General features: G+C 35.2%; 30 protein-coding genes. 15 read left to right on the top strand and 15 right to left on the bottom strand.

Annotated elements, in window-relative coordinates:
• The first annotated feature begins 34 nt into the window (after positions 1-34).
• The 5 genes from FJQ98_RS24715 (at position 35) to FJQ98_RS24695 (ending at position 4,527) form a co-directional block, all read left to right on the top strand.
• Positions 35-946: an ABC transporter ATP-binding protein gene (locus tag FJQ98_RS24715; protein WP_053593846.1), complete on the top strand. Its 912-nt coding sequence runs from the start codon at positions 35-37 to the stop codon at positions 944-946.
• Positions 943-1,653, top strand: coding sequence for an ABC transporter permease (locus FJQ98_RS24710; protein WP_053593847.1), 711 nt, complete (start codon positions 943-945; stop codon positions 1,651-1,653). Before FJQ98_RS24715 ends, FJQ98_RS24710 begins: the two co-directional genes overlap by 4 nt.
• Complete coding sequence (locus tag FJQ98_RS24705; protein ID WP_053593848.1) at positions 1,654-2,391, top strand: ABC transporter permease; 738 nt, start codon at positions 1,654-1,656, stop codon at positions 2,389-2,391. It begins immediately after the preceding gene.
• 218 nt (positions 2,392-2,609) lie between these two features.
• Entirely contained in the window at positions 2,610-3,872 is a 1,263-nt protein-coding gene (locus tag FJQ98_RS24700) for an erythromycin esterase family protein (protein ID WP_053593849.1), read from the top strand.
• A gap of 496 nt (positions 3,873-4,368) precedes the next feature.
• Positions 4,369-4,527, top strand: coding sequence for a DUF1540 domain-containing protein (locus tag FJQ98_RS24695; protein ID WP_075807207.1), 159 nt, complete (start codon positions 4,369-4,371; stop codon positions 4,525-4,527).
• Positions 4,528-4,573: 46 nt separating this feature from the next.
• Here FJQ98_RS24695 and FJQ98_RS24690 read toward each other — a convergent pair whose 3' ends face one another.
• On the bottom strand, positions 4,574-4,819 hold the full coding sequence (locus FJQ98_RS24690) for a hypothetical protein (RefSeq protein WP_053593850.1): 246 nt from the start codon (positions 4,817-4,819) through the stop codon (positions 4,574-4,576).
• 80 nt (positions 4,820-4,899) lie between these two features.
• The gene (locus FJQ98_RS24685) at positions 4,900-6,237 is read right to left on the bottom strand and encodes an aminotransferase-like domain-containing protein (RefSeq protein WP_053593851.1); all 1,338 of its coding nucleotides are present in this window, start codon (positions 6,235-6,237) and stop codon (positions 4,900-4,902) included.
• Positions 6,238-6,352: 115 nt separating this feature from the next.
• Here FJQ98_RS24685 and FJQ98_RS24680 point away from each other — a divergent pair, with 115 nt between their 5' ends.
• Together FJQ98_RS24680 and FJQ98_RS24675 are read left to right on the top strand one after the other, a co-directional pair.
• Positions 6,353-7,264 carry a DMT family transporter gene (locus FJQ98_RS24680; protein WP_053593852.1) on the top strand — a complete coding sequence of 304 codons (912 nt, stop codon included), beginning with the start codon at positions 6,353-6,355 and terminating at the stop codon, positions 7,262-7,264.
• Positions 7,261-8,124, top strand: coding sequence for a DMT family transporter (locus FJQ98_RS24675; RefSeq protein WP_201406574.1), 864 nt, complete (start codon positions 7,261-7,263; stop codon positions 8,122-8,124). The genes FJQ98_RS24680 and FJQ98_RS24675 overlap by 4 nt, the downstream gene beginning before the upstream one ends.
• A 46-nt stretch (positions 8,125-8,170) precedes the next feature.
• Here the strand turns inward: FJQ98_RS24675 and FJQ98_RS24670 are convergent, their stop codons facing one another.
• Together FJQ98_RS24670 and FJQ98_RS24665 are read right to left on the bottom strand one after the other, a co-directional pair.
• On the bottom strand, positions 8,171-9,265 hold the full coding sequence (locus tag FJQ98_RS24670; protein ID WP_053593854.1) for a sensor histidine kinase: 1,095 nt from the start codon (positions 9,263-9,265) through the stop codon (positions 8,171-8,173).
• Complete coding sequence (locus FJQ98_RS24665) at positions 9,256-9,981, bottom strand: response regulator transcription factor (RefSeq protein ID WP_053593855.1); 726 nt, start codon at positions 9,979-9,981, stop codon at positions 9,256-9,258. The genes FJQ98_RS24670 and FJQ98_RS24665 overlap by 10 nt, the downstream gene beginning before the upstream one ends.
• 158 nt (positions 9,982-10,139) lie before the next feature.
• On the opposite strand from FJQ98_RS24665, the gene FJQ98_RS24660 reads away from it, so the two are divergent.
• From FJQ98_RS24660 to FJQ98_RS24650, 3 genes are all read left to right on the top strand, one after another.
• Positions 10,140-11,063 carry an ABC transporter ATP-binding protein gene (locus tag FJQ98_RS24660; RefSeq protein WP_053593856.1) on the top strand — a complete coding sequence of 308 codons (924 nt, stop codon included), beginning with the start codon at positions 10,140-10,142 and terminating at the stop codon, positions 11,061-11,063.
• Entirely contained in the window at positions 11,056-11,754 is a 699-nt protein-coding gene (locus FJQ98_RS24655; RefSeq protein ID WP_053593857.1) for an ABC transporter permease, read from the top strand. Before FJQ98_RS24660 ends, FJQ98_RS24655 begins: the two co-directional genes overlap by 8 nt.
• A gap of 158 nt (positions 11,755-11,912) precedes the next feature.
• Positions 11,913-12,773, top strand: a complete 861-nt coding sequence (locus FJQ98_RS24650) for a DUF4097 family beta strand repeat-containing protein (protein WP_053593858.1) — start codon at positions 11,913-11,915, stop codon at positions 12,771-12,773.
• A 296-nt stretch (positions 12,774-13,069) separates the two neighbouring features.
• Here FJQ98_RS24650 and FJQ98_RS24645 read toward each other — a convergent pair whose 3' ends face one another.
• From FJQ98_RS24645 to FJQ98_RS27395, 3 genes are all read right to left on the bottom strand, one after another.
• Positions 13,070-13,720, bottom strand: coding sequence for an SIMPL domain-containing protein (locus tag FJQ98_RS24645; protein ID WP_053593859.1), 651 nt, complete (start codon positions 13,718-13,720; stop codon positions 13,070-13,072).
• A 133-nt stretch (positions 13,721-13,853) separates the two neighbouring features.
• Positions 13,854-14,156, bottom strand: coding sequence for a YunC family protein (locus FJQ98_RS24640; protein ID WP_053593860.1), 303 nt, complete (start codon positions 14,154-14,156; stop codon positions 13,854-13,856).
• A gap of 147 nt (positions 14,157-14,303) precedes the next feature.
• Positions 14,304-14,426 carry a hypothetical protein gene (locus tag FJQ98_RS27395; protein WP_256469487.1) on the bottom strand — a complete coding sequence of 41 codons (123 nt, stop codon included), beginning with the start codon at positions 14,424-14,426 and terminating at the stop codon, positions 14,304-14,306.
• A gap of 340 nt (positions 14,427-14,766) precedes the next feature.
• On the opposite strand from FJQ98_RS27395, the gene FJQ98_RS24635 reads away from it, so the two are divergent.
• Positions 14,767-15,504, top strand: a complete 738-nt coding sequence (locus tag FJQ98_RS24635) for a polysaccharide deacetylase family protein (protein ID WP_053593861.1) — start codon at positions 14,767-14,769, stop codon at positions 15,502-15,504.
• A 91-nt stretch (positions 15,505-15,595) separates the two neighbouring features.
• Here FJQ98_RS24635 and FJQ98_RS24630 read toward each other — a convergent pair whose 3' ends face one another.
• Positions 15,596-15,847, bottom strand: coding sequence for a hypothetical protein (locus FJQ98_RS24630; RefSeq protein ID WP_053593862.1), 252 nt, complete (start codon positions 15,845-15,847; stop codon positions 15,596-15,598).
• A gap of 108 nt (positions 15,848-15,955) precedes the next feature.
• Between FJQ98_RS24630 and FJQ98_RS24625 the strand changes: the two genes are divergently transcribed.
• Positions 15,956-16,747: a DUF2268 domain-containing putative Zn-dependent protease gene (locus tag FJQ98_RS24625; protein WP_053593863.1), complete on the top strand. Its 792-nt coding sequence runs from the start codon at positions 15,956-15,958 to the stop codon at positions 16,745-16,747.
• Between the two features lie 179 nt (positions 16,748-16,926).
• Here the strand turns inward: FJQ98_RS24625 and FJQ98_RS24620 are convergent, their stop codons facing one another.
• The 4 genes from FJQ98_RS24620 to FJQ98_RS24605 all read right to left on the bottom strand — a co-directional run bounded on the left by FJQ98_RS24620 (position 16,927) and on the right by FJQ98_RS24605 (position 20,895).
• Entirely contained in the window at positions 16,927-17,163 is a 237-nt protein-coding gene (locus FJQ98_RS24620) for a hypothetical protein (protein ID WP_143114671.1), read from the bottom strand.
• A gap of 83 nt (positions 17,164-17,246) precedes the next feature.
• Positions 17,247-18,569: a CitMHS family transporter gene (locus FJQ98_RS24615; protein WP_053593865.1), complete on the bottom strand. Its 1,323-nt coding sequence runs from the start codon at positions 18,567-18,569 to the stop codon at positions 17,247-17,249.
• Positions 18,570-18,674: 105 nt separating this feature from the next.
• Positions 18,675-19,388 carry a response regulator gene (locus tag FJQ98_RS24610; RefSeq protein WP_053593866.1) on the bottom strand — a complete coding sequence of 238 codons (714 nt, stop codon included), beginning with the start codon at positions 19,386-19,388 and terminating at the stop codon, positions 18,675-18,677.
• Positions 19,357-20,895, bottom strand: coding sequence for an ATP-binding protein (locus FJQ98_RS24605; protein ID WP_053593867.1), 1,539 nt, complete (start codon positions 20,893-20,895; stop codon positions 19,357-19,359). Before FJQ98_RS24605 ends, FJQ98_RS24610 begins: the two co-directional genes overlap by 32 nt.
• 469 nt (positions 20,896-21,364) lie before the next feature.
• On the opposite strand from FJQ98_RS24605, the gene FJQ98_RS24600 reads away from it, so the two are divergent.
• Positions 21,365-21,877 carry a DNA-deoxyinosine glycosylase gene (locus FJQ98_RS24600; protein WP_053593868.1) on the top strand — a complete coding sequence of 171 codons (513 nt, stop codon included), beginning with the start codon at positions 21,365-21,367 and terminating at the stop codon, positions 21,875-21,877.
• An 83-nt stretch (positions 21,878-21,960) separates the two neighbouring features.
• Here the strand turns inward: FJQ98_RS24600 and FJQ98_RS24595 are convergent, their stop codons facing one another.
• On the bottom strand, positions 21,961-22,821 hold the full coding sequence (locus tag FJQ98_RS24595) for an endo alpha-1,4 polygalactosaminidase (RefSeq protein WP_053593869.1): 861 nt from the start codon (positions 22,819-22,821) through the stop codon (positions 21,961-21,963).
• A gap of 157 nt (positions 22,822-22,978) precedes the next feature.
• Here FJQ98_RS24595 and FJQ98_RS24590 point away from each other — a divergent pair, with 157 nt between their 5' ends.
• Positions 22,979-23,323: a hypothetical protein gene (locus FJQ98_RS24590; RefSeq protein ID WP_053593870.1), complete on the top strand. Its 345-nt coding sequence runs from the start codon at positions 22,979-22,981 to the stop codon at positions 23,321-23,323.
• 177 nt (positions 23,324-23,500) lie between these two features.
• On the opposite strand, the gene FJQ98_RS24585 is transcribed toward FJQ98_RS24590, so the two are convergent.
• Positions 23,501-23,992: an SRPBCC family protein gene (locus FJQ98_RS24585; protein ID WP_053593871.1), complete on the bottom strand. Its 492-nt coding sequence runs from the start codon at positions 23,990-23,992 to the stop codon at positions 23,501-23,503.
• Between the two features lie 15 nt (positions 23,993-24,007).
• On the bottom strand, positions 24,008-25,408 hold the full coding sequence (gene pdxR, locus FJQ98_RS24580; RefSeq protein WP_053593872.1) for a MocR-like pyridoxine biosynthesis transcription factor PdxR: 1,401 nt from the start codon (positions 25,406-25,408) through the stop codon (positions 24,008-24,010).
• 113 nt (positions 25,409-25,521) lie between these two features.
• On the opposite strand from pdxR, the gene FJQ98_RS24575 reads away from it, so the two are divergent.
• The gene (locus FJQ98_RS24575; protein ID WP_053593873.1) at positions 25,522-26,481 is read left to right on the top strand and encodes a proline dehydrogenase family protein; all 960 of its coding nucleotides are present in this window, start codon (positions 25,522-25,524) and stop codon (positions 26,479-26,481) included.
• The last annotated feature ends 38 nt before the right edge of the window (positions 26,482-26,519 follow it).

Raw genomic sequence — 26,519 nt, 5'->3', positions numbered from 1 at the left:
TTCATTACTTATGATAATTACAGAGGTGAGGACAATGGAATATATCGTACAAACAGAAAATTTATCAAAAAGCTTTGGTAAAGAGCAAGCTGTATCAAATATAAATTTAAAAATACGAAAAGGTGAAATATACGGATTCTTAGGACCGAATGGAGCGGGAAAGACTACGACGATTCGTATGCTTCTCGGGCTGATGAAGCCATCTTCTGGGACAATTAAAATTTTCCAAAAAGATATAACGAAGGAACGAATTAATATTTTGGAAAAAATCGGTTCATTAGTAGAGAACCCTTCCTATTATCCACATTTAACGGCTTATGAAAATTTAGAAGCGCTAAGAAAAATTTTAGGTGTACCAAAATCACGTATTGATGAAGTGCTAGAAATTGTTCGTTTAAAGGATGCTGCAAATAAAAAAGTAAAAGGCTTTTCTCTTGGGATGAAGCAACGTTTAGGTATTGCTGCATCTTTGTTACATAATCCTGAATTACTGATTTTAGATGAACCAACAAATGGTCTTGATCCATCTGGTATTATCGAAATCCGTAATTTAATTAAACGACTGCCTTCGGAATATGGGATGACGATTATTATTTCAAGTCATCTACTATCAGAAATTGATCAAATGGCTACACAAGTGGGCATCGTTACGAAGGGAAAAATGATTTTCCAAGATTCGATTGAAGCAATGCGTAGATTTGCTCAGCCAAAGGTATTAATTAAGGTGAGCAATGGTGACAAGGGTTGGCGTTCACTAGTAGCAAATGGCATTAAGGCAGAACATAGGGATGACCTCATTTTATTAGATGAATGCTCAGATGAAAAAGTGGCACATATTGTACAAATCCTCGTACAAGAAGGCATTTCGGTTTACCGAGTAGAGGAAGAGAAGCGATCATTAGAGGAGATTTTCCTTCAAATGACAACAGGAGAGCAAGCGCTATGATAGGAAAACTGTTAACTTCTGACTTTTTGAAAATTAAACGCAAAGGATTATGGTTTTTAACAGCTTTAGGACCAATTGGTGTTGTTGCTCTGCAAATGGTGAATTACGGTTTAAGGAAGGACTATTTGTTAGAGCAAAGCGAGGACGATTGGGGCTTCTATTTATTAAACGTTCATTCATTTACACCACTAGCTATAGTTTTAGGGATTGCTATTTTAACTTCATTTATGGCGAGTATTGAAAATGAAACGAACGCTTGGAAGCAATTAATTGCACTACCGGTGTCTAAATTAACAGTGTACTTATCAAAATTCACTGTCTTGGCAATTTTACTATTTATGTCTTCTACGATTTTAATGCTAATGTCAATGGCTTATGGAGTGTTTTTAGATTTAGGTGATAGCATACCATATGCGGAACTTGCTAAATTTGCTTATTATCCATATTTTGCTGCATTGCCAATATTAGCACTTCAGCTTTGGATTGCGAGTGTTTGTCATAATCAGGGGATCCCAATTACAGTAGGTATTTTCGGCGTGATTTTTACCTATTCCTCATATGTATTGCCTGACTGGATGATTTGGAAATGGCCATCGTTAATGAATCAATGGGATGAGCCCGTTATTAATGTCATGCTTGGGATAGGCATTGGTATTTTACTGTATATTATCGGAATGATAGATTTTGCTAGAAGGGATGTAAAATAAATGTGGTCTATACTGAGCGCTGAATGGTTTAAACTGAGAAAATCAAAAATGGTGCCAATAATCTTAGCAGGGCCTATTATCGGACTTTTTATCGGATTAACATCAAATTTTGAATCTAAAATGCAAGGTTTTGAAGTGAATAATTGGTACACTCCGTTATTTTCAATGAATTTAACGTATGCATTATTATTTCTACCTTTAATTGCAGGGGTATTTGCGAGTCTTATTTGTAGATATGAGCATCAATCTGGAGGCTGGAAACAGCTTTTAGCATTGCCGGTGACAAGAGGAAGAGTATTTGTAGCTAAGTATGCATTAATTATGCTTCTTGTGTTGGCGATGCAGTTATTGTATTTATGTTCTATATTTGCTGTAGGCATGATAAAGGGCTATACAGACCCTTTCCCAATGGAGATTGTTTGGAAGAGCATTATCGGAGGATGGGTAGCGACATTGCCATTAGTCGCTTTGCAGCTGTGGATGTCCATTATGTTTAAAAGCTTTGCTGCCCCATTTGCAGTAAACGTTATTTTTACTTTACCTTCCATATTAATCATCAATTCCGAGCGTTTTGGACCTTACTATCCATGGGCTCAGCCATTCTCAATGATGTATATAGTCGGCAATACGGATGATGTATTCTTTGTGCCTTGGGATCAATTATTAACAGTTGTAGGAGGAGGGTTCTTACTGTTTTTCCTTGGAGGGTATTTATATTTCCAACGAAAAGCTGTATAAAGTGAAACTTTAATCAGTGGGGATTTACTTCATCCCCTCTGATTATTAGTCTTCACCAATCGGGCGATTACGGGCAGTTAATCTCTCACTTAACTTCTTTGCTTTCTCTAAAATGTGAGGTGTGAGACTTGTACCTGATGCTTCGCTTTCAGTACAGATAAATTACTGCCCGTTAACGCGGGATAACTTTTTCTATAGATTAAAGGAGATTTTTATAAATGGTATTTGTTAAAAGGGGCTTTCTATTAATTTCAGCATTATTTCTTTTGTTATCTCTAGCTGGATGTGGAAAGGGAGAACCCATTAAAGATGCTTCAAAATATACATCTGCGGTTGAGGATATCGATATTCCGAATGATGTGAAAGTAATTGGTTTTGGAGAAGCAACACATGGTAACGTTGAATTCCAAACTTTAAAGAAGGATGTATTTCAAGCTCTAATAAAAAATGAAAATGTTCGTGTTTTTGTGTTAGAAGGTGATTTTGGTGGCGCTCAGCAAATCAATCAGTTTATTTTAAATGGTACTGGCACAGCTGAGGAAGCGGTAAAAACTCTGGATTATGGTATCTATAAAACGGAGCAAATGATTGAGTTTGTTCAATGGATGCATGATTATAACATGACAGCCGATGAGAAAGATAAAGTTTATTTTTACGGTAACGATATGCAACGTTATGATTTTAGTAAAAAAGGGTTATTGGATTATTATGAAGTGGTTGATCAGGACAAAGCAAAGGAATATGCAGCCCTGTTACAACACGTTTCAAATAAGACAATGCGCGATTTAAAGAATGACCAACTAAAAGAACTAGACGAAAATATTGATGCCATCATAAAGGATTTGGAAACAAATAAAGATGCTTATGTAAAGCAATCATCAAAAGAAGCTTATTTATTTGCTGCTCAATATGTACAAATCATGAAGCAACGCACGCAATTATTTTTAAATGACAGTAATTATATGAATCTTCGTGATGAGTATTTAGCGAACAACTTACAATGGATCGTTGATTTTGAGGCGGCTCAAGGACATGATAAAGTACTGATGTCTGCTCATAATGGGCATATAGAGAAAACTTCAGCGAATATGGCAGGATACAAATCTATGGGCCAATACTTAGATGAAGTGTATAAAGATGCGTACTTTGCTATTGGGACTGACTTTGTTAATAATACGTTTCAGGCACAAAATGGGTCAGGCGAAAGAAAAGAGTATACAATTAAGCACCATAATGCATTAATAGATGCTTTCAGCGAAGTGAAGGAAAATATATTCTATGTAGACTTTAAAAAGGCTAATGAATCGCCTGATTTAGCTGACATCTTAGCAAAAAAACAAAGAATGGGTAATATCGGAGATGACTTTAGTGTTTGGTATAAGTTTATGAAGATGCTTTATACAATTAATATGACACCTGCTGAGGCATATAATGGCATGATAATTGTTCAAGAGGCAACACCGACAAAAGTTATAGAATAATGTGCAGAAAAAAATGAGGCTGGGATAAATCTGGTCAAAACCTTAAAAAGTTGCGAGAAATCAATTTAGAAACGTTGATTTCTCGCTTTTTTGATGTTTAATTTTACATTAAAAATATGCGACGCGAATTATCAGTGCAGTCAGGTAGTGTCGCATGAAGGTAGATATCGATATTTTCCGAAAGTTGGGTGATAAATCGATAAAGTTGGTCGATAAACAATGAAAAGTTCTCGATAAATCTCAAAACTGTTTCGATAAATCTCAAAACTGTTTCGATAAATCTCAAAACTGTCTCGATAAATCGCTCATCCCTGCAAAGATAATTTTGTCCTAGCCTCTTTTCATAATTATGAAACCGAAGTTTCTTAATCAGAAAGCAAATAGCGAGTAAACATCCATATAAGATGATGTATATTTCAGTATCATTACACCTTCTATAAATAAGTATTGAATACCTCGATTTTGTTAATGATAAAAAAGAGGAGGTGTGGAAACAATGGCACAAGAAATTCTTTGTGAAGTCAATAACTGTACATTTTGGGATTCTGGAAACAAATGTACTGCAGAAAAAATTTATGTTGTAAGTCAAAAGGGACAGCAGGCATCTAATAGTGAAGAAACAGATTGCAAAACATTCAATCCTGAAACGCATTAAATTTTTTAAGGGTAACCAAATATATGGCTACCCTTTTCCCATGTCTTTATAAATAGACATCCACTTTTTCCTTGTTAAATAAGAGCGCATGAGCATGTTTTACTTTTTCCTCTACATAATCTAATGAATACTGTCCATAGGAATCTGTTAAATCGCCAATGGCACGAGACAAATTATCAATAACAGGAATTAATGTTTCTAAGTGGGCAAGTTCTTCACCTTTATTCATTTCATCAGTAATTTCATGAGCTAGATGTTGAATCTTTCTTAGTCTCATTTTTTCCGAATGCATATAATCCTCCTTATTGAACCAAATGATGATGTCTAACTATATGTCTAGCTACAAATTTTCATGAATGAATCCATTCCCATTTAAAAGTAGTTATTAGGATTGCTGAGGGCCTGAGCAATTCCCTTTATACCGACCTCAATTTTTTGGTCAGCTACATTCGAAACATTTAGTTTTAAAATTCGTTCTCGGTAAAATTCATTTAAATAATTTCGATCAATTGTATCTAAATAAATGTCCTGCTGTGTTAAATGCTGTATGAGCATATTTGTATTGACCTCCCTTGGCAATACGATATGACTATGCATGCAAATTTCTGTAGATGCTTGATATTTTGGCAAATAAGTTTTGATGGATTGCTGAAGTATATTGGCGCGTATTGTATAGGCTTCGCTCACTTTCTTTTGGTAGCGTTCAAACATACCACTTTTTAAATATAGCTCTAGCGCAGCTTGTGAAATCATGGAACTATCAATATCAGTAGTGTTTTTTTGTTTCTGAAAAATATCAATGAAGGCATTTGGTAAAATAGCAAGTCCAATACGTAAGCCTGGAAACATAATTTTAGAGAAGCTTTTTAAATATATAACATGCTCCTCAGTATCATCTGTAAATATTGGATCATTTTTTGTATTTTGATCGAAATCCGCTAAATAGTCATCTTCAACGATATAAACATTATATTTATAGGCAAGCTTTCGAATATCATCCTTCTCTTTTTTGCTAAAGGAAGTACCTAGAGGATTGTGCAGGCGTGGCATTGTATAAAAAAACTTAATATCATGCTTCTTAAAAATAATTTCTAACTCTTCTAAATCTATACCTTCTAATGTTCTTTTAATGCCCATTACTGGTATTTGATATGTTTTTAAATAATCCATGTATAGATGGTAGCTAGGCTGTTCTACTAAAATTGTTGTCCGATTATTAGGAAATGGCATAACACTTAACAAGAAGAGAGACTGCTGTACACCAGAAGTGATAAAGATATTATCTTCCTTTGTAAATATTTGATACGATTCTAACAATTTTTTTGCTTCTATAATTAGCGAAGGTAATCCTTTTGCTGTGCCATATCGAAATAAGTCTGCTTGATATGTCTCAATAGCTTTATTAATACAATGCTGAAAATCCTTGTAGGGGAATGCATGCCAACTAGGTGATGATGTCGCAAAATCAATACAGTTGTATTCTTGTGGCTTATCTGGAAGTTGATTGTCAACGACATAGTAACCACTTTTGGCTAGGGCATAGATAAGATGCTGATTTTCCAGTTTCCTTAAGGCGGTTAATATGGTGCTTTTACTACAAGAAAATTCTTGAGATAAATTACGAATAGAGGGAAGCTTTGCGCCAGACTGTAGGGCACCTGTTTGTATTTGGTTCAATAGCTTGGAATAGATTAATTCATATTTAAGCATATACATCCTCCTACACATCTGTATCGGTACAGATGTGTATTTTTTATATCGTGTGAGTCTTTACTTTTTATTACTATAGCTTTACCGGCCGGAATGAAAAGAAGGAGTACATTATATGACAGTAAAAAGAAAGGCGTATTTGGCAGCAATTATTTATGCTTTTGTCATTGGGCTATCATTTATGTTTGTTAAAGTTACATTGACAGTGGCAAGCCCTATTGATACACTTGCACATCGATTTACTATCGCACTTATTGGTATTGTCTTTTGTATAGTCATTACCCAGAATAAGTTGAAAATTAATAAACAAGATATAGCCAAAATTCTACCTTTGGCACTATTATATCCGATAGCATTTTTTACTTTTCAGGTGCTTGGACTCGCAAGAATTTCCTCGACAGAGGCTGGAATTATTCAAGCGACAATTCCTATTTTTACATTAGTGCTTGCAAGTCTACTTTTAAAGGAAAAAGCTACACGAGAACAACTTATTTTCATTAGTTTATCAGTATTTGGAGTTATCTATATGCTCTTTATGAACAATGGAAGTGCTAGCTCAGGAAATTTAATCGGTAGTGGATTTATATTACTGTCAGCTTGCGCGGCTTCGCTATATAACGTTTTAGCAAGAAAGCTTACAAAACAATATTCATTACTGACATTAACATATGTGATGACATTATGTGGGTTTGTAATTTTTAATGGAGTAGCAATTGGAAATCACTTAATAAATGGTACGCTTCTTCAATTTTTCAAACCATTTGTTCATGTGGATTTTGTTATAGCTATTTTATATTTAGGTATTCTATCCTCCCTCGTTACTTCCTACTTGTCAAATTATACTTTATCGATATTGGAAGCTTCCAAAATGAGTGTTTTTAGTAATTTTGCTACGCTTATTACAATACTATCGGGTGTGATCTTTTTACAGGAAACATTTCATTTCTATCATTTGATTGGTGGGCTAGTCATTATTATTGGCGTAATAGGAACCAATTATTTTGGGCATAGGAGGGGAGCACAATGAGTAAATATATCCTTTTACTATTAATAAGCTGTATTTGGGGTTCTCAATTTTTCTTCGTAGCGCTAGTAACGAATGATATTGGAGCAGTTACCCTATCCTTGCTAAAAGCAATCATTGGTGCTCTATGTTTATCCTTCATTAGCTTATTTTTTAAAAGAGAAAAAGGCTCGACCGATTTCAAATTGTATGTTGGCATTGCTTTTTTTGAAGTAGTGTTACCCTTTATCCTTATTGCCCAAGGACAAAAGTATGTTTCGAGCAGCATTGCATCTATGCTTATAGCGACAGTACCAATTATCACTTTAATTCTTTTCGTACTTTTCTTTAAAAAGAAAGTAAGTAAGTTTCAATTTTCCAGTATTTTTTTAGGATTTTTAGGAATGGTTATTCTATCATGGCCGACACAAGCAATGAGCGGCTCAGAAACAGTATTTGGAAATGCGCTCCTCTTATTGGCGGCAATTAGTTTTGCACTGTCATTAATTTTGATGGAAAAATTAGATAATCGTTCGTCAGTTATTCATATGCGAAATGTATTATGGATTGCTACAATCATATTGTTACCAGGAGCCTTTATCTTTGAACGACCATTACATTTGGATATAGATAGGCTACAAATGGCCTCGATTGTTATTTTAGGTATTTTCCACGCGGGGATTGTTTACATGCTATATAACCTATTAATTAAAAAAAGAGGAGCATTATTTGCTTCCTTTAGTAATTACATGGTTCCTGTAGTTGGTGTACTGATGGGGTATTTTATTTTAAACGAATCATTGGCATTGCAGCATATAATAGGAATATTTATTATTCTTTGTGCGCTTTTGTTATCAAATAAAAAGGCATTCAAAAGTGACTAGGCAAAAACCCCACCTCTTAGATGTTAGCTTCTAAGAGGTGGGGTTTCTATTTTTTAGGTACTGTAATAATAAACGTTGTTCCATTAGAAGGTTCGCTCTGTACAGAGATAGTGCCGTTATGAGCTTGAACGAGTTTATAAACAATCGCCATGCCGAGCCCAGTACCCTCAGAGGAGGCATCTGTTGTTGTTCCGCGATAATATTGCTGAAAAATATTTTCTAGCATGTGTGTGGACATCCCTACGCCGTTATCCACAATGTGGATTTCTACATGCTTATTACTATCAACAATCTGTGTATAAATATCTGTGTTAGGTGGATTGTGGATAATGGAATTCATAAGAATGTTTTGCAATATCCGTTGCATGAATTTCGTATCAAAGTCAATGTTGATTACAGAAGTTTCCGCTTTAAAATGCAATATATAGTCATTTGCCTGTGGATTATTGCTTATATTAGCAACAATTCTTTTTGTAAAATCCACAATATCCTGGTTGGTTTTATGCAACGGTAACTTTCCGTCTGTATTATTAAACTGAATGACGAGACTTAAATCTTGAATAAGTTCCTCCATATGCTTGCCTTTATCTGCGATTTCTTGAATAAAGGAACGAGCTTCCTCCTTAGACCAATCGTATTGATCGTTTAATAATAGAGTGGAGTAGCCTGTAATATACGTTAATGGCGTTTTTAAATCATGTGATATACCGGCAATCCATTCTTGTTTTGCTTGTTCAACCTTTTCACGTTCTGTTTCAGCAGCTTTTAATTTTCCTGATAAGGATTGTAGGTGTTGAAGTACTTCTTGATATAACATGTAACGCATACGGAGCTTCCCTTTACGGGTGTAGATTTTAGTTAGTCCAACAGGTTGTGTATAGTTTTCCTGTGATAGCTGATGGATCCAAGACATTATAAAACCAAGAGGACCCCCGAAATACCAACCAAATACAGCGATGCAAACAATAGTACTAAACCCGAAAATCCATGCGACTAGTAGACTCTGATAAGCTTCACTAACAGATTTTTTAAAGAGTGGGAGAATACCTTCGAGTCCGATAACAATACAAATACCACTCAAAAGCATCCACAGAATAATCCCCAGTGCAAGATGTAACGTAAATCGAGTTTTTATTCGCATAATGAATCCTCTTTTGGTGGAATGAATTTATACCCAATGCCCCTTAAATTCACAATTATTTTAGGTTTACGCGTATCATCCCCAAGCTTTTTCCTTAGCTTTGAAATATGAATCGTGACGGTTTTCTCCTCGCCATATACATCATTTCCCCACACGAATTCATAGAGCTGTGAAGTTGTGAAAATGCGATTAGGATTTTTACAAAAGAAATGTAGTAGCTCTAGCTCCTTAGCTGTACATTCGACAAGTTGATCGTTAACGATTAATGTTGCAGATTCAGGGTTAAGAGCAAAATAACCAAAGTCGAATTTTGTGCTCTGTTGTTGCTGAGAACTCTCATACATTTTTTGACGTCGAAGGATGACCTTTATTCGAGCGATGACCTCTAAAGGATTAAAAGGCTTTGTAATATAATCATCTCCACCAATACCCAATCCTGTTAGTTTATCAAAATCTGTAGAGCGAGCACTGACAAAAATAATAGGTGTATTTGTCTGCTTACGTATTTCTGTACAAAGTTCAAAGCCACTTATATCTGGTAGCATGATATCGAGCAAAATAATATCGTACTGATTTTCTTTTACAAGCTGTAGTGTACCTTTGCCTGTCGATGCAGTATCAATATTGATAAAGTTTTCTTTCCTCAACGTAATTTCTAATAACTTTAAGATGCCAATTTCATCATCTACGATTAGGATTTTTTCTGCAGCTTCCAATTTTATCCCTCATTTCAATCTCATCATAACAGCTTCTGATCCTTATATCCTTACTCTCTTGAAAAAAATTACTGTCATTTTCCATCGAGTTTACTTTGATTTTACTTTCACTTATTAAGCTTAATGTAACAAATTCAAATTGGTAAGGAGCACATAACTTGGAAACCGTTATTCAAATACATCAATTAAGTAAGAGCTTTAAAGGAATCGAGACCGTCTCGGATGTCAATATGAACGTTAAGAAAGGGGAGATTTATGGGTTTTTAGGTCCGAATGGGGCTGGAAAAACGACGATTATGAAAATGATTTTAAATTTAGTAAAACCAACCTCAGGTGAGATTAAAATATTTAATCAATCCATTTCGACTACTTCCTATCAATACTTGAGTAAAATAGGTAGCATTATTGAGTATCCAGAGTTTTATGGAAGATTGACAGCAAAGGAAAATTTAGAGCTTCACTGCGAGTATATTGGTGTTTATGAAAAAGGAGCTGTAAAAGAGGCACTAGATATTGTGGGGTTAAATGGAGTGGAAAATAAAAAAATCCATGAGTTTTCGCTAGGGATGAAGCAAAGGTTAGGCATCGCACGGGCAATTGTCACGAAACCAGAGATTCTGATTCTTGATGAGCCGATTAATGGTCTTGATCCTATAGGCATTAAAGATATACGCGAGCTTTTAATGCTTTTAAAAGAAGAGCATGGAATCACTATTTTAATATCAAGTCATATCGTGGCAGAAATTGAATCAATAGCAGATACAATTGGCATCCTCCATCATGGAAAATTATTAAAGGAAGTAAGAATGGAGGATATTCGAAAAGAAAACATGGAGTACTTGGAGATTAAAATAGATGATTTGAAAAAAACAGCACATGTGCTAGAGAACAAATTAGGTATTCGAAAATATGAAATTGTGAATCAGCATTGTATTCGAATTTTTGAACATGACATTTCTCAATCTCAAATTAATAAAGAACTTATTTTAAATGACATTGTTGTCAATGGAATTGAAAAACAGCAACAACATTTAGAAGAGTATTTCTTAAATCTTATTAATGGGGGTAATCAAATTGCTTAAACTATTAAGACTTGAATGGAAAAAGAATCGAATAGCTAGCTATTTTAAAAGCTTAATTATTTGTATTGTTGGGATTTTTGCGGCAGTTGCACTTATGGCCGTGGGTTCCGGAGATGAAAAGATGTTTCAGGATTATACAGATTTTATGTCTTTAACAAATATTTTAATTCGCATTGTGTTTATCATTTTTGCGAGTGTGATTTTATCTCGTTTAGTCATTGACGAATATAAAAATAAGACAGTCCAATTATTATTTACGTATCCATTAAAAAGGAAAAAAATTATTCTTGCTAAGCTGTCTCTAGTTTTTGGATTTTGTTTCTTTAGCATTATGATTGCAACCATTATGATCAATATCGCTGTTTATTTCTTAAATCCAATGATGAACTTGTTTGAAACGTCTGTTGAAATACAGGAAATGGTAGCTACAATACCGTCTACTTTTATCCATGCATTTATGATTGCTGGGGTAAGCTTAATTCCTCTATACTTTGGTATGCGCAAAAAATCAACAGCTTCGACAATTACATCAGCTGTTTTAATTGGATTTGTTATTAATACAACGGTTTCAAATGGGGGTACATCTGCCAGTTTATTTCAATTTATCGGTGTCCCTATAATTATGTGTCTATTAGGGCTTATTATTGGCTATCTGTCTTATTATAAAGTCGACAAAGTAGATTTAATTTAACTACTTTCAGCAAATGTTCTGGTAGCGAAAGCGAAGCGTCAGAGTCTCCCCCTCTATAGGCGGTGAGGTGAATTGAATTTAAATTATTTTTCAGCGGATCTCCAAATATTCGCTGAATTATACTGGGACATGATTGATACGAGAAATGAGGATGTAAAGTGAAAAAAGCAATCATTGCTTTTCTATTTGTTATTGCAATAGGTGGAATTGTATTCACTCTTAAAATAAATGGAGAAAAGGGTATTAATGAACAACAGTCCTTTGATGCTCAGAAAATTGAAGAACTAGAAATAAACATTGAATCTTGGGATATAACATTAGAGAGTACAGAATCTGAAAAATTAACAATTGAAATTGAAGGTAAGCCACAAAACAATCCTGTTGAAGTTAAGAAAGATGGAAATAAAATTAAAGTACATCAACAAGGCACTGAAGAAGGAGTTATGAAAAACTTTAGCTTTGGAAAAAAAGATACTATTCACATTTCTATCCCTAAAAATGCAGTGAATAAGATTGCATTAAAAAACGGCTATGGTGATATCAAAATTAACAACATTGAAACAGATGAACTGTCTATTTCAACGGATTCTGGGGCTAAAATCATTAAAGGACTATCGGCTAATAAAGGTATAATCACATCAAAAGATGATGAGTTGAGTATCGCAGACAGTTCTTTAAATGAATTAACAATAGGTGCTACAAAAGGCGATAGCTATATAACTGGAATAAACAGTTCAAAAACGAAAATTACTTCGACTAGCGGTGAAGTTTTTATAAAAGGAAGCATCGAAGGAAAAGCATTGTTTGTAGAGACTGCTTCGGGAGATATTACAGTAGCATACAAAGAGGCACCAAAATCATTAGAGCTTATAGCGAACAGTGAATCATCCGACATAAGCGTTAATCTAGAAGGATATCAGAAAGAAAAACATACGGATCAATTAAAGAACGGTAAGATTGGTGATGCGGCAAACAAATTGGAATTAATTAGCAAAAGAGGTGTGATAACTGTAAAATAAAAACTTACAATCTGTGAGGTTAATGAATAATGTTAAGACGAGAACTTGTTTCGAAATTAGCGGATAATATTAACAGGTATCGTGTTGCATCAAGTCTATATTTAAAAGAACATGAACCACAACAAAATGCAGACATTGTAGTTAATAATAATGATATCAGTTCTCCATATTTATCATTTTTAAAACCTCTGATGAAGTAATATGTCTAGAAAAAATACACTTGAATTTAACTACAGATAATCTCTACAAGCTTCAATAACTTTAAGAGCCTTCATGGTATGAGGCAGAAGGCTCGTTTAATATTGAAACTTCACTCGAACAGTCGCATTTACGGTCATTTGCCCCTGTTCAATAGGTGTAGAAATGGTGGAATCGGCCATCGCCATTGATTTATACAGGGCAGGTCCACTTTCATGTTCCTCAATGATTTCGATTGGCTGAGGCTGGATGGACAAATGCATCGTCTCCGCAATTGTTTTAGCTTTCATTTGGGCATTATGAAGAGCTAAACTAAGTGCCTGTTGGTAATATGCATCCGCATTTTCAATGTTAAATTGGATGGAGGAAATGCGATTTGCACCGTTTTGAACAGTTGTATCAATAACAGCACCAACCTGATTTGTATCAGCTACTTTAACTGTAATGGTATTTGTCACTTCATAGCCATTAAAAATTTGTTTACCGTTCTGAAATTCATAAAGAGGTGAAATATTGTAGCCTGACGTTTGAATATGTTCTTTTGGGATATGAAGAGCTAAAATGGATTGAATGACACGATTCATAATCATCGCATTTTCCTGCTGTGCATCTTGTACATTTTTCCCTTGTGTTCTTACCTCTATTTGAAGCTGGACATAGCTTGCTTTAGCTATTACTTTCCCATTTCCGGTTACAACTATGACACGCGGTACATGAGAAGTTTGCTGACTGACATTTGTATAATACATAGAATACCACCTTTCGAAAGGCTCATACTATGCTTGTGATAAGATGAAAATGTTCAATATCATGAAATAACAATCAAATGAAAAAGCGTCTAGTTCAATGCCTTGACGCTTTATTTATGCAAAAAAATAGTTGTTAGATCATTTTTAATAATGCCTCTACACCAGACATTCCTTCAGTAATACCTAGCAGCTGCGCTTCATAAGTAACAGATTCTAATGGAGCCGTCAAAAGCTCATCAATAGTTTTCACGCCGACTGCTCGCCCAGCAATAATTTTCCGGTCTGCTAAGCGATCATTTAATAAACCAACATCTAAAGCCCCACACATGATATAGCCCGTATCATTTGAAACGGTCAGTAGCGTTGTTTTTGGTAATTGGACAATTACAGCAGTGAAAAAATGCCCTTGAATCATAATAGGCTCAATTGTCACCATCAAAATCACTCCTTTTCTCTCTATACATATGGCGATAGATAAAAAGGTGTTCGACTTTTCCAATAAAAATTATTGTAAAGTTAAAATTGATACATACGTAAAAAGCTAAAAGAATCAACTCGTTTATGAGCTGATTCTTCTTTTTAATTATTTTGTATAAGAAAGCATAGCAGTTTGCTTGAAATTCTTTAATGCAACCGTTGCCTCGTTTTTCGTTTTGTACTCGAACATACGATAAGTATTTTGTTCAAAAACTGTAATAATCCACATAATGAAATCCCCTTTGTTGTTTTGTACTATAACAATTGCGATAAAATTCATTTTTCTTCTAGTTGTTATATATCAGTTATTGCTTTTATTTTACATCAATCGATGAAAAAATAAAGTACTATGTGAGTGATTTCACATTTTGTTCAAAATTTAACAGGCAATTTGTTTGAAAATATATACATAAAAGCAAAATCAATTAATGTGGTGATAAAACACATTAAAAGGTTTTTTGAAATAATTAAGAGGAGAAAACAGCCAATCCTTCACAAGTATAATTCATTGTAATTCGTAAATAGTAAGTTGACGGAGTTATGTGAATTTGAACTTGGGAGGTGATGCTATGACACGTAAATATGTATTGGTTTTATTCCTTTGTTTTTTAATCATATCGGTATTTTTTACAGAGCTGCCAACCTATGCAGATAAAGGTCGACCTTATTATGAGGAGACAGGGGAAGTTGTGTGGGACATTAACACAGAAGATAAAATAATTGCTCTAACCTTTGACGACGGCCCTCATCCCAGATATACGGCAGCTATTTTAGATTTATTGGCAAAGTATGATGCAAAGGCTACCTTTTTTATTATTGGAAAAAATGCAGAAAAGTATCCAGACCTTGTTTTACGATCTTATTCTGAAGGGCATGAGCTGGCCAATCATACGTATTCACATCCGTTTAAAGCTTCCATTGCTGAATTGCAGGCACAATTGCATAAGACAAAGGAAATAATTTATGGCATTACTGGATTTTCTCCAGTTTTGTTCCGTCCTGTAGGTGGTAACTATAATGATCAAATGATCAATTCCGCTGTTAAGGATGGATACAAAGTAGTTATGTGGTCTTGGCATCAGGATACTCAAGATTGGAAACAGCCGGGTGTAAACAAAATTGTACAAAAGGTGCTGAAGGGATCAAAGCCTGGAGATGTTATTCTGTTCCATGATGGAGGCGGCAATCGCACGCAGACCATTAAGGCACTGGAAGAAATATTACCAGAACTTAAAAAACAAGGCTATACATTTGTCACAATATCCGAGTTGATTAAAAGCAAACAGCAACAAGAGCAAGTGCAATAAGGGAAAATAAGCCATCTCAGCAATGGATTGAAATGGCTTATTTTTTTCCCCATGACAGTAGATCTGTCGTAGCGCAGCGGATGTTTTATTATTACCAAAAGAATAGTGGTGCTAGTGCAATTCCGGCAACTGCTCCAAGTGCGATTCCGACGCCAAAACCGGATCCTCCCCAACCCCAATAACCTAATCCATAACCGCCAAATCGTCTATCAGGTAGAATCCATACCTGTCTTCTATCCACCCTAGTTATTTCTCCATAATGTACTCTGCCGCATGTTTCCATAATTCTTACACGTTTACCATGATAATTACAGCAAAGATTATAAGTATCAGCTGGATTCACAAAATATCCCTCCTTTCGACTTCCTTACAAGCTAATATATGCGGTTTTATATATTATCACTAGCCGATTGTCTACTTTAGACATAAGCTATAGTAAGGGGGGAAATGTATGTCAGTGATGCCAACAGATGAGTGGCTCAATGAATTAATGGCTAATCATAAGCATACTCACAGAAAAGATCTTGAAGACTTACAACGCTTTATTCTTTGCAGTCATTTAGTAGAGATTTTTGATGGTGGATATCCAGACGAAATACTATTTGAACTACAGCAACAGGGGCTATTTAAGTCACATGAAAAAATAGATATTAAGAGGTTAAAAGAAAAAAATGTTTGGGAAATAGTACAAAAGGAATTTATTTATTTAGAGGAGAGATGGAGCGGTCCAAATATTCCAATCTATATCTTCCCGATAACGCAGGAGCAGACAATAACCAATAAAAACGGTGTTGCCTATCCAAATGCTATGTTTTTATATATAGGAGAGCTTAAAAAGCAGGAACTTAAAGCGTTATTTGCACATGAGTACAATCATGTTTGTCGTCTGCAATATTTAAATAAATCTCTAAACGAAGTGACCCTGTTAGATTCTTTAATTTTAGAAGGTTTAGCAGAATGTGCAGTAGAGGAAATTTACGGAGATAAATGGTTGGCGCCATGGTTGAGGCATTACTCATTGGATAAGATGCTAGAAATATGGAAGGAGCATTTTTTGCCTCAAATCAATATTCAAGGATTAACCAATCATGTTGAATTTTTATATGGTGGAAAGCTTCCTCAATGGATAGGGTATTGCATTGGTTATGAAATAGTAAGGACCTATATAAAAAATCATTCATCCAATAAACTTCATGAAAAAAGCTCGAAGGAAATACTTGCTGGCTCTGATTTTCCACTATAAGGCGATACCTATATAAAAATAACCAGTTGCCGATTCACTACTCGACAACTGGTACTATATTTTCATTTATATGGTTCATCACCATAACGTGGGGTTGATTTCCGTTCCGACTGGGCGCTTTGTTGCTGACGCTACGCTTTCGCACAGATAAAACAATTGTAGCTGCCGCTTTGCTTTCGCTACAAAAAACATTTGTTGCTGACGCTACGCTTTCGCACAGATAAAACAATTGTAGCTGCCGCTTTGCTTTCGCTACAGAAAACATTTGTTGTTGTTGCTGACGCTACGCTTTCGCACAGAGCAAAGCTTCCTGGGGGCGTCCGATGAGCCGCTTGGGCCAACACGACGTTGGTCACGAAGGCGTTATCACAGGACGTGATGCTCTTAGCCTTCGTTCCTCTATTGCTAATCCCCAAGGAGTCGCCCAGCCTCCACTCCAATCAACTTATACACATGGCATTCGTTTTAACCAATATCATCTCCAACATTCGGTGATGAGTTAGATAGCAATAATCCCTAATGCTACAGCAATGAATAATAAAGTGATGCTTAATCCCCACATCCAAAAGAAAGAGTATCTTAAGTGTTTCCCCATTTCTAAGCCTGATAAGCCTAAAGCTAACCAAACAGCAGGGGCAAGTGGTGATACAAATGTACCTACAATATTACCAATAATCATCGCATAACCAGTTGAAAGAGAGTCAATATCGAAAGATAAGCCAATCTGTTCAACTACAGGGAATAAAGCGAAGTAATATGCATCCGTACTTAGTAACAAATCAAATGGTACTCCCAATACCCCGATAATGATATGTAAATAAGATAATAGGAATGATGGCAAAATATTTACAGCATTGTTGGCAATAGCAGTTAACATTCCTGTACCATTGAGTATACCTAAAAATAATCCAGCAGCAATTATTATGGATGCCATCGTTAAGGCATTCGGAGCATGTGCTTGTACACGTGCCATTTGATCTTTAGGAGTACGATAGTTGATTGGCAAGGCGATGGCCACTCCAATTAAAAAGGCTAATCCTGCTGGTAAAATACCTGCAACTAAAATTCCGATAACCAAAACAGTAATAATTGCATTAATCCACAATAATTTTGGTCGTTGTAAGCTTGTGTCTACTTCTGATGAAACGACACCTTGTGTAATAGCATGATCATCATTTGTGAAGTCAAGGGTACCGTATTGTTTCAGAATACGCTTCTTTTCTCTAAAACCAAGGAACACTGCTAAAGCTAACATTAAAACGACACCAATGATTTGAATAGTGATTAAAGGATACCAAAGTTCAGTTACATCGACCTCTAAAACTGAAGCCACACGACCTAATGGACCTCCCCAAGGCACCATATTAACAACTGCGGCTGATCCCGCAATTAATAAAAGCAACAGATATGGATTCATACGTAACCGTAAATATAAAGGCAATAAAGCTGGAATTGTAATTAAAAATGTTGAAGCTCCAGAACCATCTAGTTGCGCTACTACAGCAATAAGGACTGTTATAACTGCTACGACAATAATATTCCCCTTTGAAAGCGTAATCATTTTATTGATCAATGGTTCGAATAATCCTACATCCTGCATAATGCCAAAGAAAATAATAGCAAAGATAAACATAACAGCTACGTTCATCACAGAGCTTAATCCAGAACTAAAGAATTCCCCTACTTCATCGAAATTAAAACCAGCTATTAATGCTGCTACGATAGGTGGTATAACCATTGCTACAAGTGGTGATACACGACCACTAATAAGTAGGGCAACAATAATAATAATTGTGAAAAATCCGATTATACTTAGACTCAAAAATATTTCCTCCCTTTGTGACAAATCATTCAGATTATTTAAAAAATACCATAGTGCTAAAGGGAGGAAAATAATATAGTCATATGTTAAATAAAGAACATACTATTAGTTTTGTTCATAAGTTCCATGATATACATATTTCCGTTCAGGTCTTCCAACGGTGCCGTAAATTAATTTCGTCTGTAAAAACTGCTCACCAACTAAGTATTCTAAATAACGGCGAGCTGTTGAACGACTAGAACCGATGAGTTCGCTTAATTGTGAGGCTGTAAGCTCCTGGGTTTTGAGATCTTCAAAAATGCTTTTAACAATTTGTAATGTATGCAAATCAATCCCTTTTACAAACGTATCCTCATATACTAATTTATTGTTTGATTCACTATAAAATATGGAATCAAGGTCATTTTGAGTGACGTTTGTGCTGTTGTTAAATAAACGAAATTCCTGCAAATATTTCTGAAATGCTCGTTGAAGTCGTTGTTGTTCAAAGGGTTTAATTAAGTAATCTAAAATCCCTAAATCCAATACATCCCTTATTAAACTTATTTCAGTTGCTGCTGAGATTACGATAATTTTAATAGAAGGATAGAGGTGACGTATATGGCTTGCTAATGAGCTACCTTCAACATCTGGAATATACAAATCTGTTAATATAATTTCTGGTAAGCTAGAAGTCATCTTCAACTTTTCAATCGTTTCTTTTCCTGAACGTAAATTTTCAGTGACGATAAATCCATCAATATCATGAACATAATCTGCATGAATTTTTGCTACTCTAAAGTCATCTTCAATAATCCATACACTTTTTAATGTTGTCATTCTCAATGTCTCCTTTAGGAACTATAATTAAAAAACATGCTCCTGGTAAATCACCTGAATCTAATAAAATTTCCCCATTTATTTCCTGAAGGGCTTTCTTGCTTATAGCCAGTCCATGTCCGCGATCTAAACCTTCTTTAGTAGAAACACCCTTTGTAAAAATTTTATCGTAAATATTGTTATCAATGCCTGGCCCATTGTCTTGAATCTCAAATAAATAATGATTTTTGTAATTGTTAATCGATAGCTGAATCACTTTATCTGAGGATTCCCAGCTTTTTAAAGTCTCAATAGCGTTTTGAAGTACATTACCAAGTGCTGTTAGGATAGCATCCTCTTGCTGTTTAGATAATTCAATAGATGAAGAAATTTCGTTTAACTCAAGTTTGATGCCCAGTTCAGCAGCTTCTGCAATTTTCCCCTGAATTAATGCAAGTAGAAGAGGGGTTGTTAAATTACTATTTAAAAAAGCTTGATTTTTAAGTTGTATGTTTCGTTCTTCCTTAATAAACTCAATTGCTTCGTTGTAATGTTTATGAACAAGCAAGCCTAAAATGATATGAAGTTTATTCGCAAACTCATGAGTATACGCCCGTTGAACATTTGCATACTGCTTCATCTGCTTTAATTCATCAATAATTTTTTGAATATCTACTTTCTTTCTAAAGGTATATAATGAACCAATTTTCCTTTTCTTTTCAACTAAAGGTGCTTTATTTAAAATTATAATATGCTCATCGAGTGGTAGTTCTAAATTATGAATGTTTTCCTCTGTAACAATCTTAGGCGTAAAAATATGTTCAATTTTTGTACCCATCCATTCTGATAGAGGTTTATTGTGAGTAGAATCTAGCATTTCATAAGCACTTTTGTTAATGGTAGTAATTTGATTAAAGTGATTGACAGCCAGTATTCCTTCTTCTGTTGTTTCTAAAATGACCTTGTTTTGTTGATATAATTTAGCAATTTGAATGGGTTCCATATTAAACAATAATCTTTTTATATAGATGGAAATAACTATTGCCCCTAATACTCCTATTAAAAGAATAATTATCGAGTATTTTATCCAATTGTGAATATAACTTTCGATGGTAGTGTCGATATTTTCTGTTAAAAAACCGACTGATACAACACCAATAATTTTATTGTCTAATATGATGGGAGCTTTACCTCGAATAGATTCGCCTAATGACCCCATAGTTTTAGAAATATAAGCTTGTCTATCTAGCAATGCGGCATCGTTATCTCCACCAACCATTTTTTCTCCGATTTTATCTTTTAAAGGATGTGAATAACGAATGCCTTCAGAATTTCCAACGACAATATATGTTGCGTCAATTTCTTTTCTTAAAGGTTCAACGATTGGTTGGATGATTTCACTTGGATTTTCTTTATCGAATGCCGTAATGATCTCTTCCATAGATGCGAGGGTTTTTGCAATATTTAATGCCTCCATTCCCATCTGTTTTTCTGTCGTATCTCGAATATGTTCTTGTAAAAGATACATAAACATTCCACATATTAAAAGGATCAGGATACTTATTAAAAAAATCATTCTAGCTGTAAGAGATTGGAACCAACTTTTCATATTTCACCTCTATGTAGTTTGATACTCGTAATCAATTTTTCTATTGTGGTGACAGACTGCTAACTTTGCGAAAAATAAAAATATCTCGAAAATAGCGCATTTGTCTGATGATTAGTCTATCATAAATATTCAACAAATAGAGAAGGGCCTTCAAGCTTGATCTATTTTTAGGATAGCGGGAACCATCACCGAAAGATGTAGATGACATTTGTTAAAACGTATGCCGTGTATATAAGTTGGTTAAGTGGATAGTAGTCGAGGGCTCATTGGGCGCCACCAGGAAAGCACGCAGTCGGAACGGAAATCACCCCCATGGAATAATAGATAAATGCTCTTCAATAACATTGACACAAATTTTCCGCTACAATATGAGGAAGGAGTGATTGTTATGTCAAATGAACTGAAAAATGTATTACCACCAGTTATTAGTTTGTCATCGAAGGTGCTAATTGTCGGCTCAATGCCAGGAAAGCAATCATTAGAGAAGCAGCAATATTATGGTAACCCACGCAATCACTTTTGGCCGATTATTGGGGAAATATTAGAGGTAGAAATACCGCAGGATTATGAGCAAAGATTAACATTGTTAAAGAGCAATCATATAGGTCTCTGGGATACAATTGAATCGTGCGAGCGTAAAGGAAGCTTAGATGCAACCATTCGTAATGAAAAACCGAATGATTTTAAAGCCCTTTTTAAAAACTATCCAAATATTGAGCTAGTGCTTTTTAATGGCACAAAGGCATTCGAGGTTTTTAAAAAGCATATTGGCTTAGATGTTTTAGATGGTCGAGCCTATCAAAAAATGCCTTCGACTAGCCCAATACCAGGTAAAAATATTAAATCCTTTGAGGAAAAGCTTCAGGATTGGCGAGTGATGCACTCTTATTTACCCAAATAATTACACTACTAAAAAAAACCCCTCCGATTAGTGTTACTTGACGGAGAGGATTATAAGCAATTTCTAATAGATGAAAGTGGACATTACTGCCATGTGTTGTAGTAAGATCCTGCAGGGCTATAAAAGAATTTAAAACGATATTTTTCAGCTAAGGCACGACTTTTCTTTTTATCGTTAAATCCGATTGTCATCACCTGTGTACCGAATTTTTCTCGTATCTTAACTAGTTGCTGCATCCTATCCAACGACCATTCATCTTCTCCGACTACATCATACGAGAAATTTTCCCACATAATAAAATCGATATATGGCGCTGTATAATCAGCTAATGTTTGAAAGCCCCAATTTTGAGCAACAGACAAGCCGTTATATTGCTGTTTTATTTTTTTGATGAAGGAGAGCATCGCTTCATTTTGTGTTGCCTGCTCATTTTCAGGTAAATAAGAATTAATATTGCCAACAGTATCTAAAAACACACCATCTAATCCTTTTTGTACAATTTGCTTTTGAATTTCTTTTAGTAAAAGCTCTTGATAGTGTTTAGATGTCATATCCATTAAATACGAATCCCACTCAGAGAAATACATCTTTTCTCCATGCTCATCTTTATAGAAATCCTCTTCATTTAATTGGCTATAGAGCTCTGAATTCCATTTGTCTGCTTCCATAGCGTTAATATAGCCATAAATTAATGTTCCATTTTTTTGAGCGTGTTCAATATACTTCTGTTGCATTTCGATAGGCTCCACAATGACCAAATCCATTTTAGCCATTTCCTTACCAATCTTATCGTTTCCTGTATCTAAATAATATTTGTACTCTTTAACAGCAGCTAACCTGTCTTGAATACTTGTTGATTCTGCAGAAGAATTTGTAGATTTAAAAAATAGCCAGATCCCAAAGGACAATAGGATTGTAGTAATTAGTAAAAATATTTTTCGCATAAGCGCCCCTTTTCTTGGAAAACATACCTTTTATTATATAATAACTGCCGTGGAAATACGAATGCATTAGGCCGGCCTAACACTAAGCTAATGGGCAACTGCTCAACGGTTATTCGCCCTTTTACATATATTGAATTATGTAAAAGGAGGGGTTTTCATGTACAATCCATATGAAGAAATTATTATACTTCCAGAACCTGGTTTCGAACCATCATTTGGCCCACCTAATTTTGGCCCACCACCAGCAGGTCAAATGCCTTTTGGTCCACCACCTAGCTTTGCGCCACCACTTCCACCATGGGGATTAGGTACAAGTGGTATTCAATCATGCTTATTTAGAAATACGTATATATGGATGAATAATGGAACAGGCTTTTGGTTCTTCCCAACTGCTGTAGGAAGAGAGTTTATTGCAGGATTCCGATGGAGTAGCAGAAATGGATGGCGCTTCCGTACCATTGCAAGAAGGAATATTCGCTCGTATGAATGCTCGAGATGGTAATTAAGAGTTATAAACTATTATGTCTATGAAATAAAGGTGTCATTATAAATAAAGTATAGCTATGCAGCAAAACGAGGGGGTGATTTCCGTTCCGACTGGGCGCTTTGTTGCTGACGCAAAGACTATGAAAACTCCTAGAGCATGTATCTCTGCTCTAGGAGTTTATTCGTGATATGCCTAAATCTTTTCTAAGTTATCCACAAGTTGCTTATACTCTACAAACCATTTTTGCCATTCTTCCATTGGAAATTCTTCATGTATAGTTCCATTTAATAAATCCGAAAGCAGGTCTAAGCATATATGCCAGCCGGCTAAATCTTTAGGCGTATGCTCAGTTAGCGCACCAATTGACTCAAGTAATACTAATATTGAACCGCTGCTAGTAGAGGAGAGTTCAAATCTTACTGTATCTGTGCCCCAATCAAATTCGAGTACTTCCTTCTCAGCATAGTCTGTTATTGCTATTTCCTTATAAGTATCTGTTCCATCATTCATATTAAAATGGATTTTGCCGTTCCTTCGAAGATCAATGATTTCTAAATTATTCATCCATTTTTGAAGCTTTTCATTCTCCGTTAATACGGCCCAAACAGCATCAACTGAATGTGACAGAGGACGGTTGAATTTTACGACATAGCTATTTTGTTGTTTTTGAATAGTAGCGAGCATGGATACCCTCCTTGTTTACTTTATCTCATCATAAACTGCTTGAAATAGTCTTGTCACGCCTTCTTCTATTTCATTCTTTTTTAAATGCCCATACCCTAAAATAATGCGATTATTATATTTCCCTTTCTCTATCGAATGCTCCTCTACAGGGTATACCTTTACACCAAATTGTTCGATTTTTAACAATAGCTCTTTCGAAAAATGAATATCCTCCAGCTCAGCAATTAAATGCATGCCGGTAGAGTAGCCTAAAATCTTCACCTTATTTGAAAAGGTCGTTTGCAAACATTGGATAAGGAAGTCTCGATTTCTTTTATAATATTTCTTCATTTTTGCAATATGTCGTTCCAAGTAGCCATCTTTAATAAAACGTGCCAGAATAATCTGATCTAAAGAGGGAGTGTGTAAATCTGTAAACCATTTCAGCTGCCGATATTTCTCGATTAAATGAGTGGGAAGAACGATGTACCCTATACGTAATGCTGGAGAGAGGATCTTGCTAAAAGAGCCTATATAGAGTACACGTTCTGGATCTAAGCCTTGTAAAGAGCTGACGGGTGGACCTTCATAGCGAAACTCACTATCATAATCATCCTCAACTAAAAAACAATTTTTTCTTCTTGCGTAATTGATTAATTGAATTCTGCGTTGTATTGGTAGTATGCCACCTAATGGGAATTGATGTGATGGGGTCAGGAAGACAAACTTAGGATGCAAATTTTCTGGTATTAGGGCTGTCTTTATCCCATATTCATCAACAGGTATTGGATAAATAGAGGCACCTGAAGATTTAAAAATTGTTTGAATATCATTCGTAATAGGGTCTTCCATGATGGCTATATCTTTCGGTGATAAAAGCAACCTAGAAACAAGTGTCATTGCTTGTGTAGCGCCTGATGTAATGACAATTTGTTTTGGATGACAGTTAACACCTCTTGTTCTTAACAAATAGTGTGCCAAGGCTTGTCTTAATTCTAGACGACCTTCTGGGAAGTCATATCCAAAATTAGTTGATTCAATATCATTCCATAGCTGATATGATAGCTTTGCCCATGTTTTACGGGGAAATAAGTCCAATGCGGGAATGCCCGAGCGAAAACTAATAATATGATTTTTAACCTTTTTTTCATCGACCTCATGTAATGAAAATGGAACATCATGCTGCGTTAAAAAGGCTCCCTCTGAAACAAATGTACCTGATCCTCTTCTTGCTAATAAAAATCCCTCTGCTAACAATTGATCGTAAGCGTCCAATATAACGTTTCTCGAAACCTTTAGCTCGGCGGAAAGCTCACGGGTTGATGCTAGCTTTTCACCTGCTTGAAGATGTCCGTTTAAAATTTTTTCCCGAATTTGCTGATATACTTGCCGATTTAAAGGAATATCTGAAGAACGATCGATCGGTATCCATAACAATTTTCTCGCCTCCTTTTTAAAAGTGGTACCTTGAAAAATTCTCTAAAGTGGTTCTACAGCTACCAATTTTACCATGTTAAAGTACAGACAAATAGGTAAGAGGAGGAATAAAAATGAAAAAGACAGAAGAATTAGTGATTCAAGCATTAAAATCGGCAGCGAGAAATGAACGAATGAAGCACTCCGTTCAACAGTCAACAGAGCTCTATCCGTTATTATTGAAGGCAGCGAAACGGTATGTTACAGGTGAAAAGAGACAGGATGCCATTCCAATTGCTCGAGAATTCATCGCCAAGGATTATCAAATATCCATTGAATTTATTGGAGAAAATACAACGGATTTGTTGGAATGTCAAAGGGCTAAAGATGAATTTCTACAGCTTATAGAGGACATGGGTACTTTGGCGATGAAACAGACTGTATCATTTGATTTGTCTCATATTGGTCTTTCTGTCAACGCAGAACTTGCGTATAAACACTTGGTAGAGCTTGCTCAAAAAGCAAATCAATATGAAATTACTTTAATGATTAGTATGGAGGAGTCATCAAAAACGAGCGATATTCTCGACATTTATAAAAAAATAGCTAGCCAATATTCCAATGTCGGGATCACACTACAAGTTCATCTCTATCGTACAGAGGAGGATATACAGCAGCTTATTCAATATCCAGGGAAAATAAGGCTTGTTAAAGGTGCTTTCCAGGAGCCAATCGACGTTGCGCTGAAAAGATCGGCGGAACTGAATGAACGTTATCTTCATTATGCAGAGCAGTTGATTAATGCCAATCATCCAATCTCGATAGCTACGCATGATGAAGCATTAATTCAAGAAATGGAACAAAGACAATATTTTAATCAACCCAATGTTGAGATAGAGATGCTATATGGCATACGACCAGATTTGATTCATCAATTAAAAGCGAAGGGATATCGTTGTAAGGTATATCTTCCGTATGGTAGCGAGTGGTATCTATATTTATGTCATCGTCTTGCTGAGTATCCTGAGAATCTATTTTTGGCTGTAGCAGACATTATTAATCCATCTATGTTAATTAGAAGTGAAGATTATTGAACAATCAATTACTTCCAATCGTAAAAATACTTTTAGCT

The sequence above is a fragment of the Lysinibacillus agricola genome (assembly GCF_016638705.1).
In the GTDB taxonomy this organism is placed as follows: domain Bacteria; phylum Bacillota; class Bacilli; order Bacillales_A; family Planococcaceae; genus Lysinibacillus; species Lysinibacillus agricola.
The sequence above is the reverse complement of the archived record's forward strand: the minus strand, read 5'-3'. Positions and strand labels throughout refer to the sequence as shown.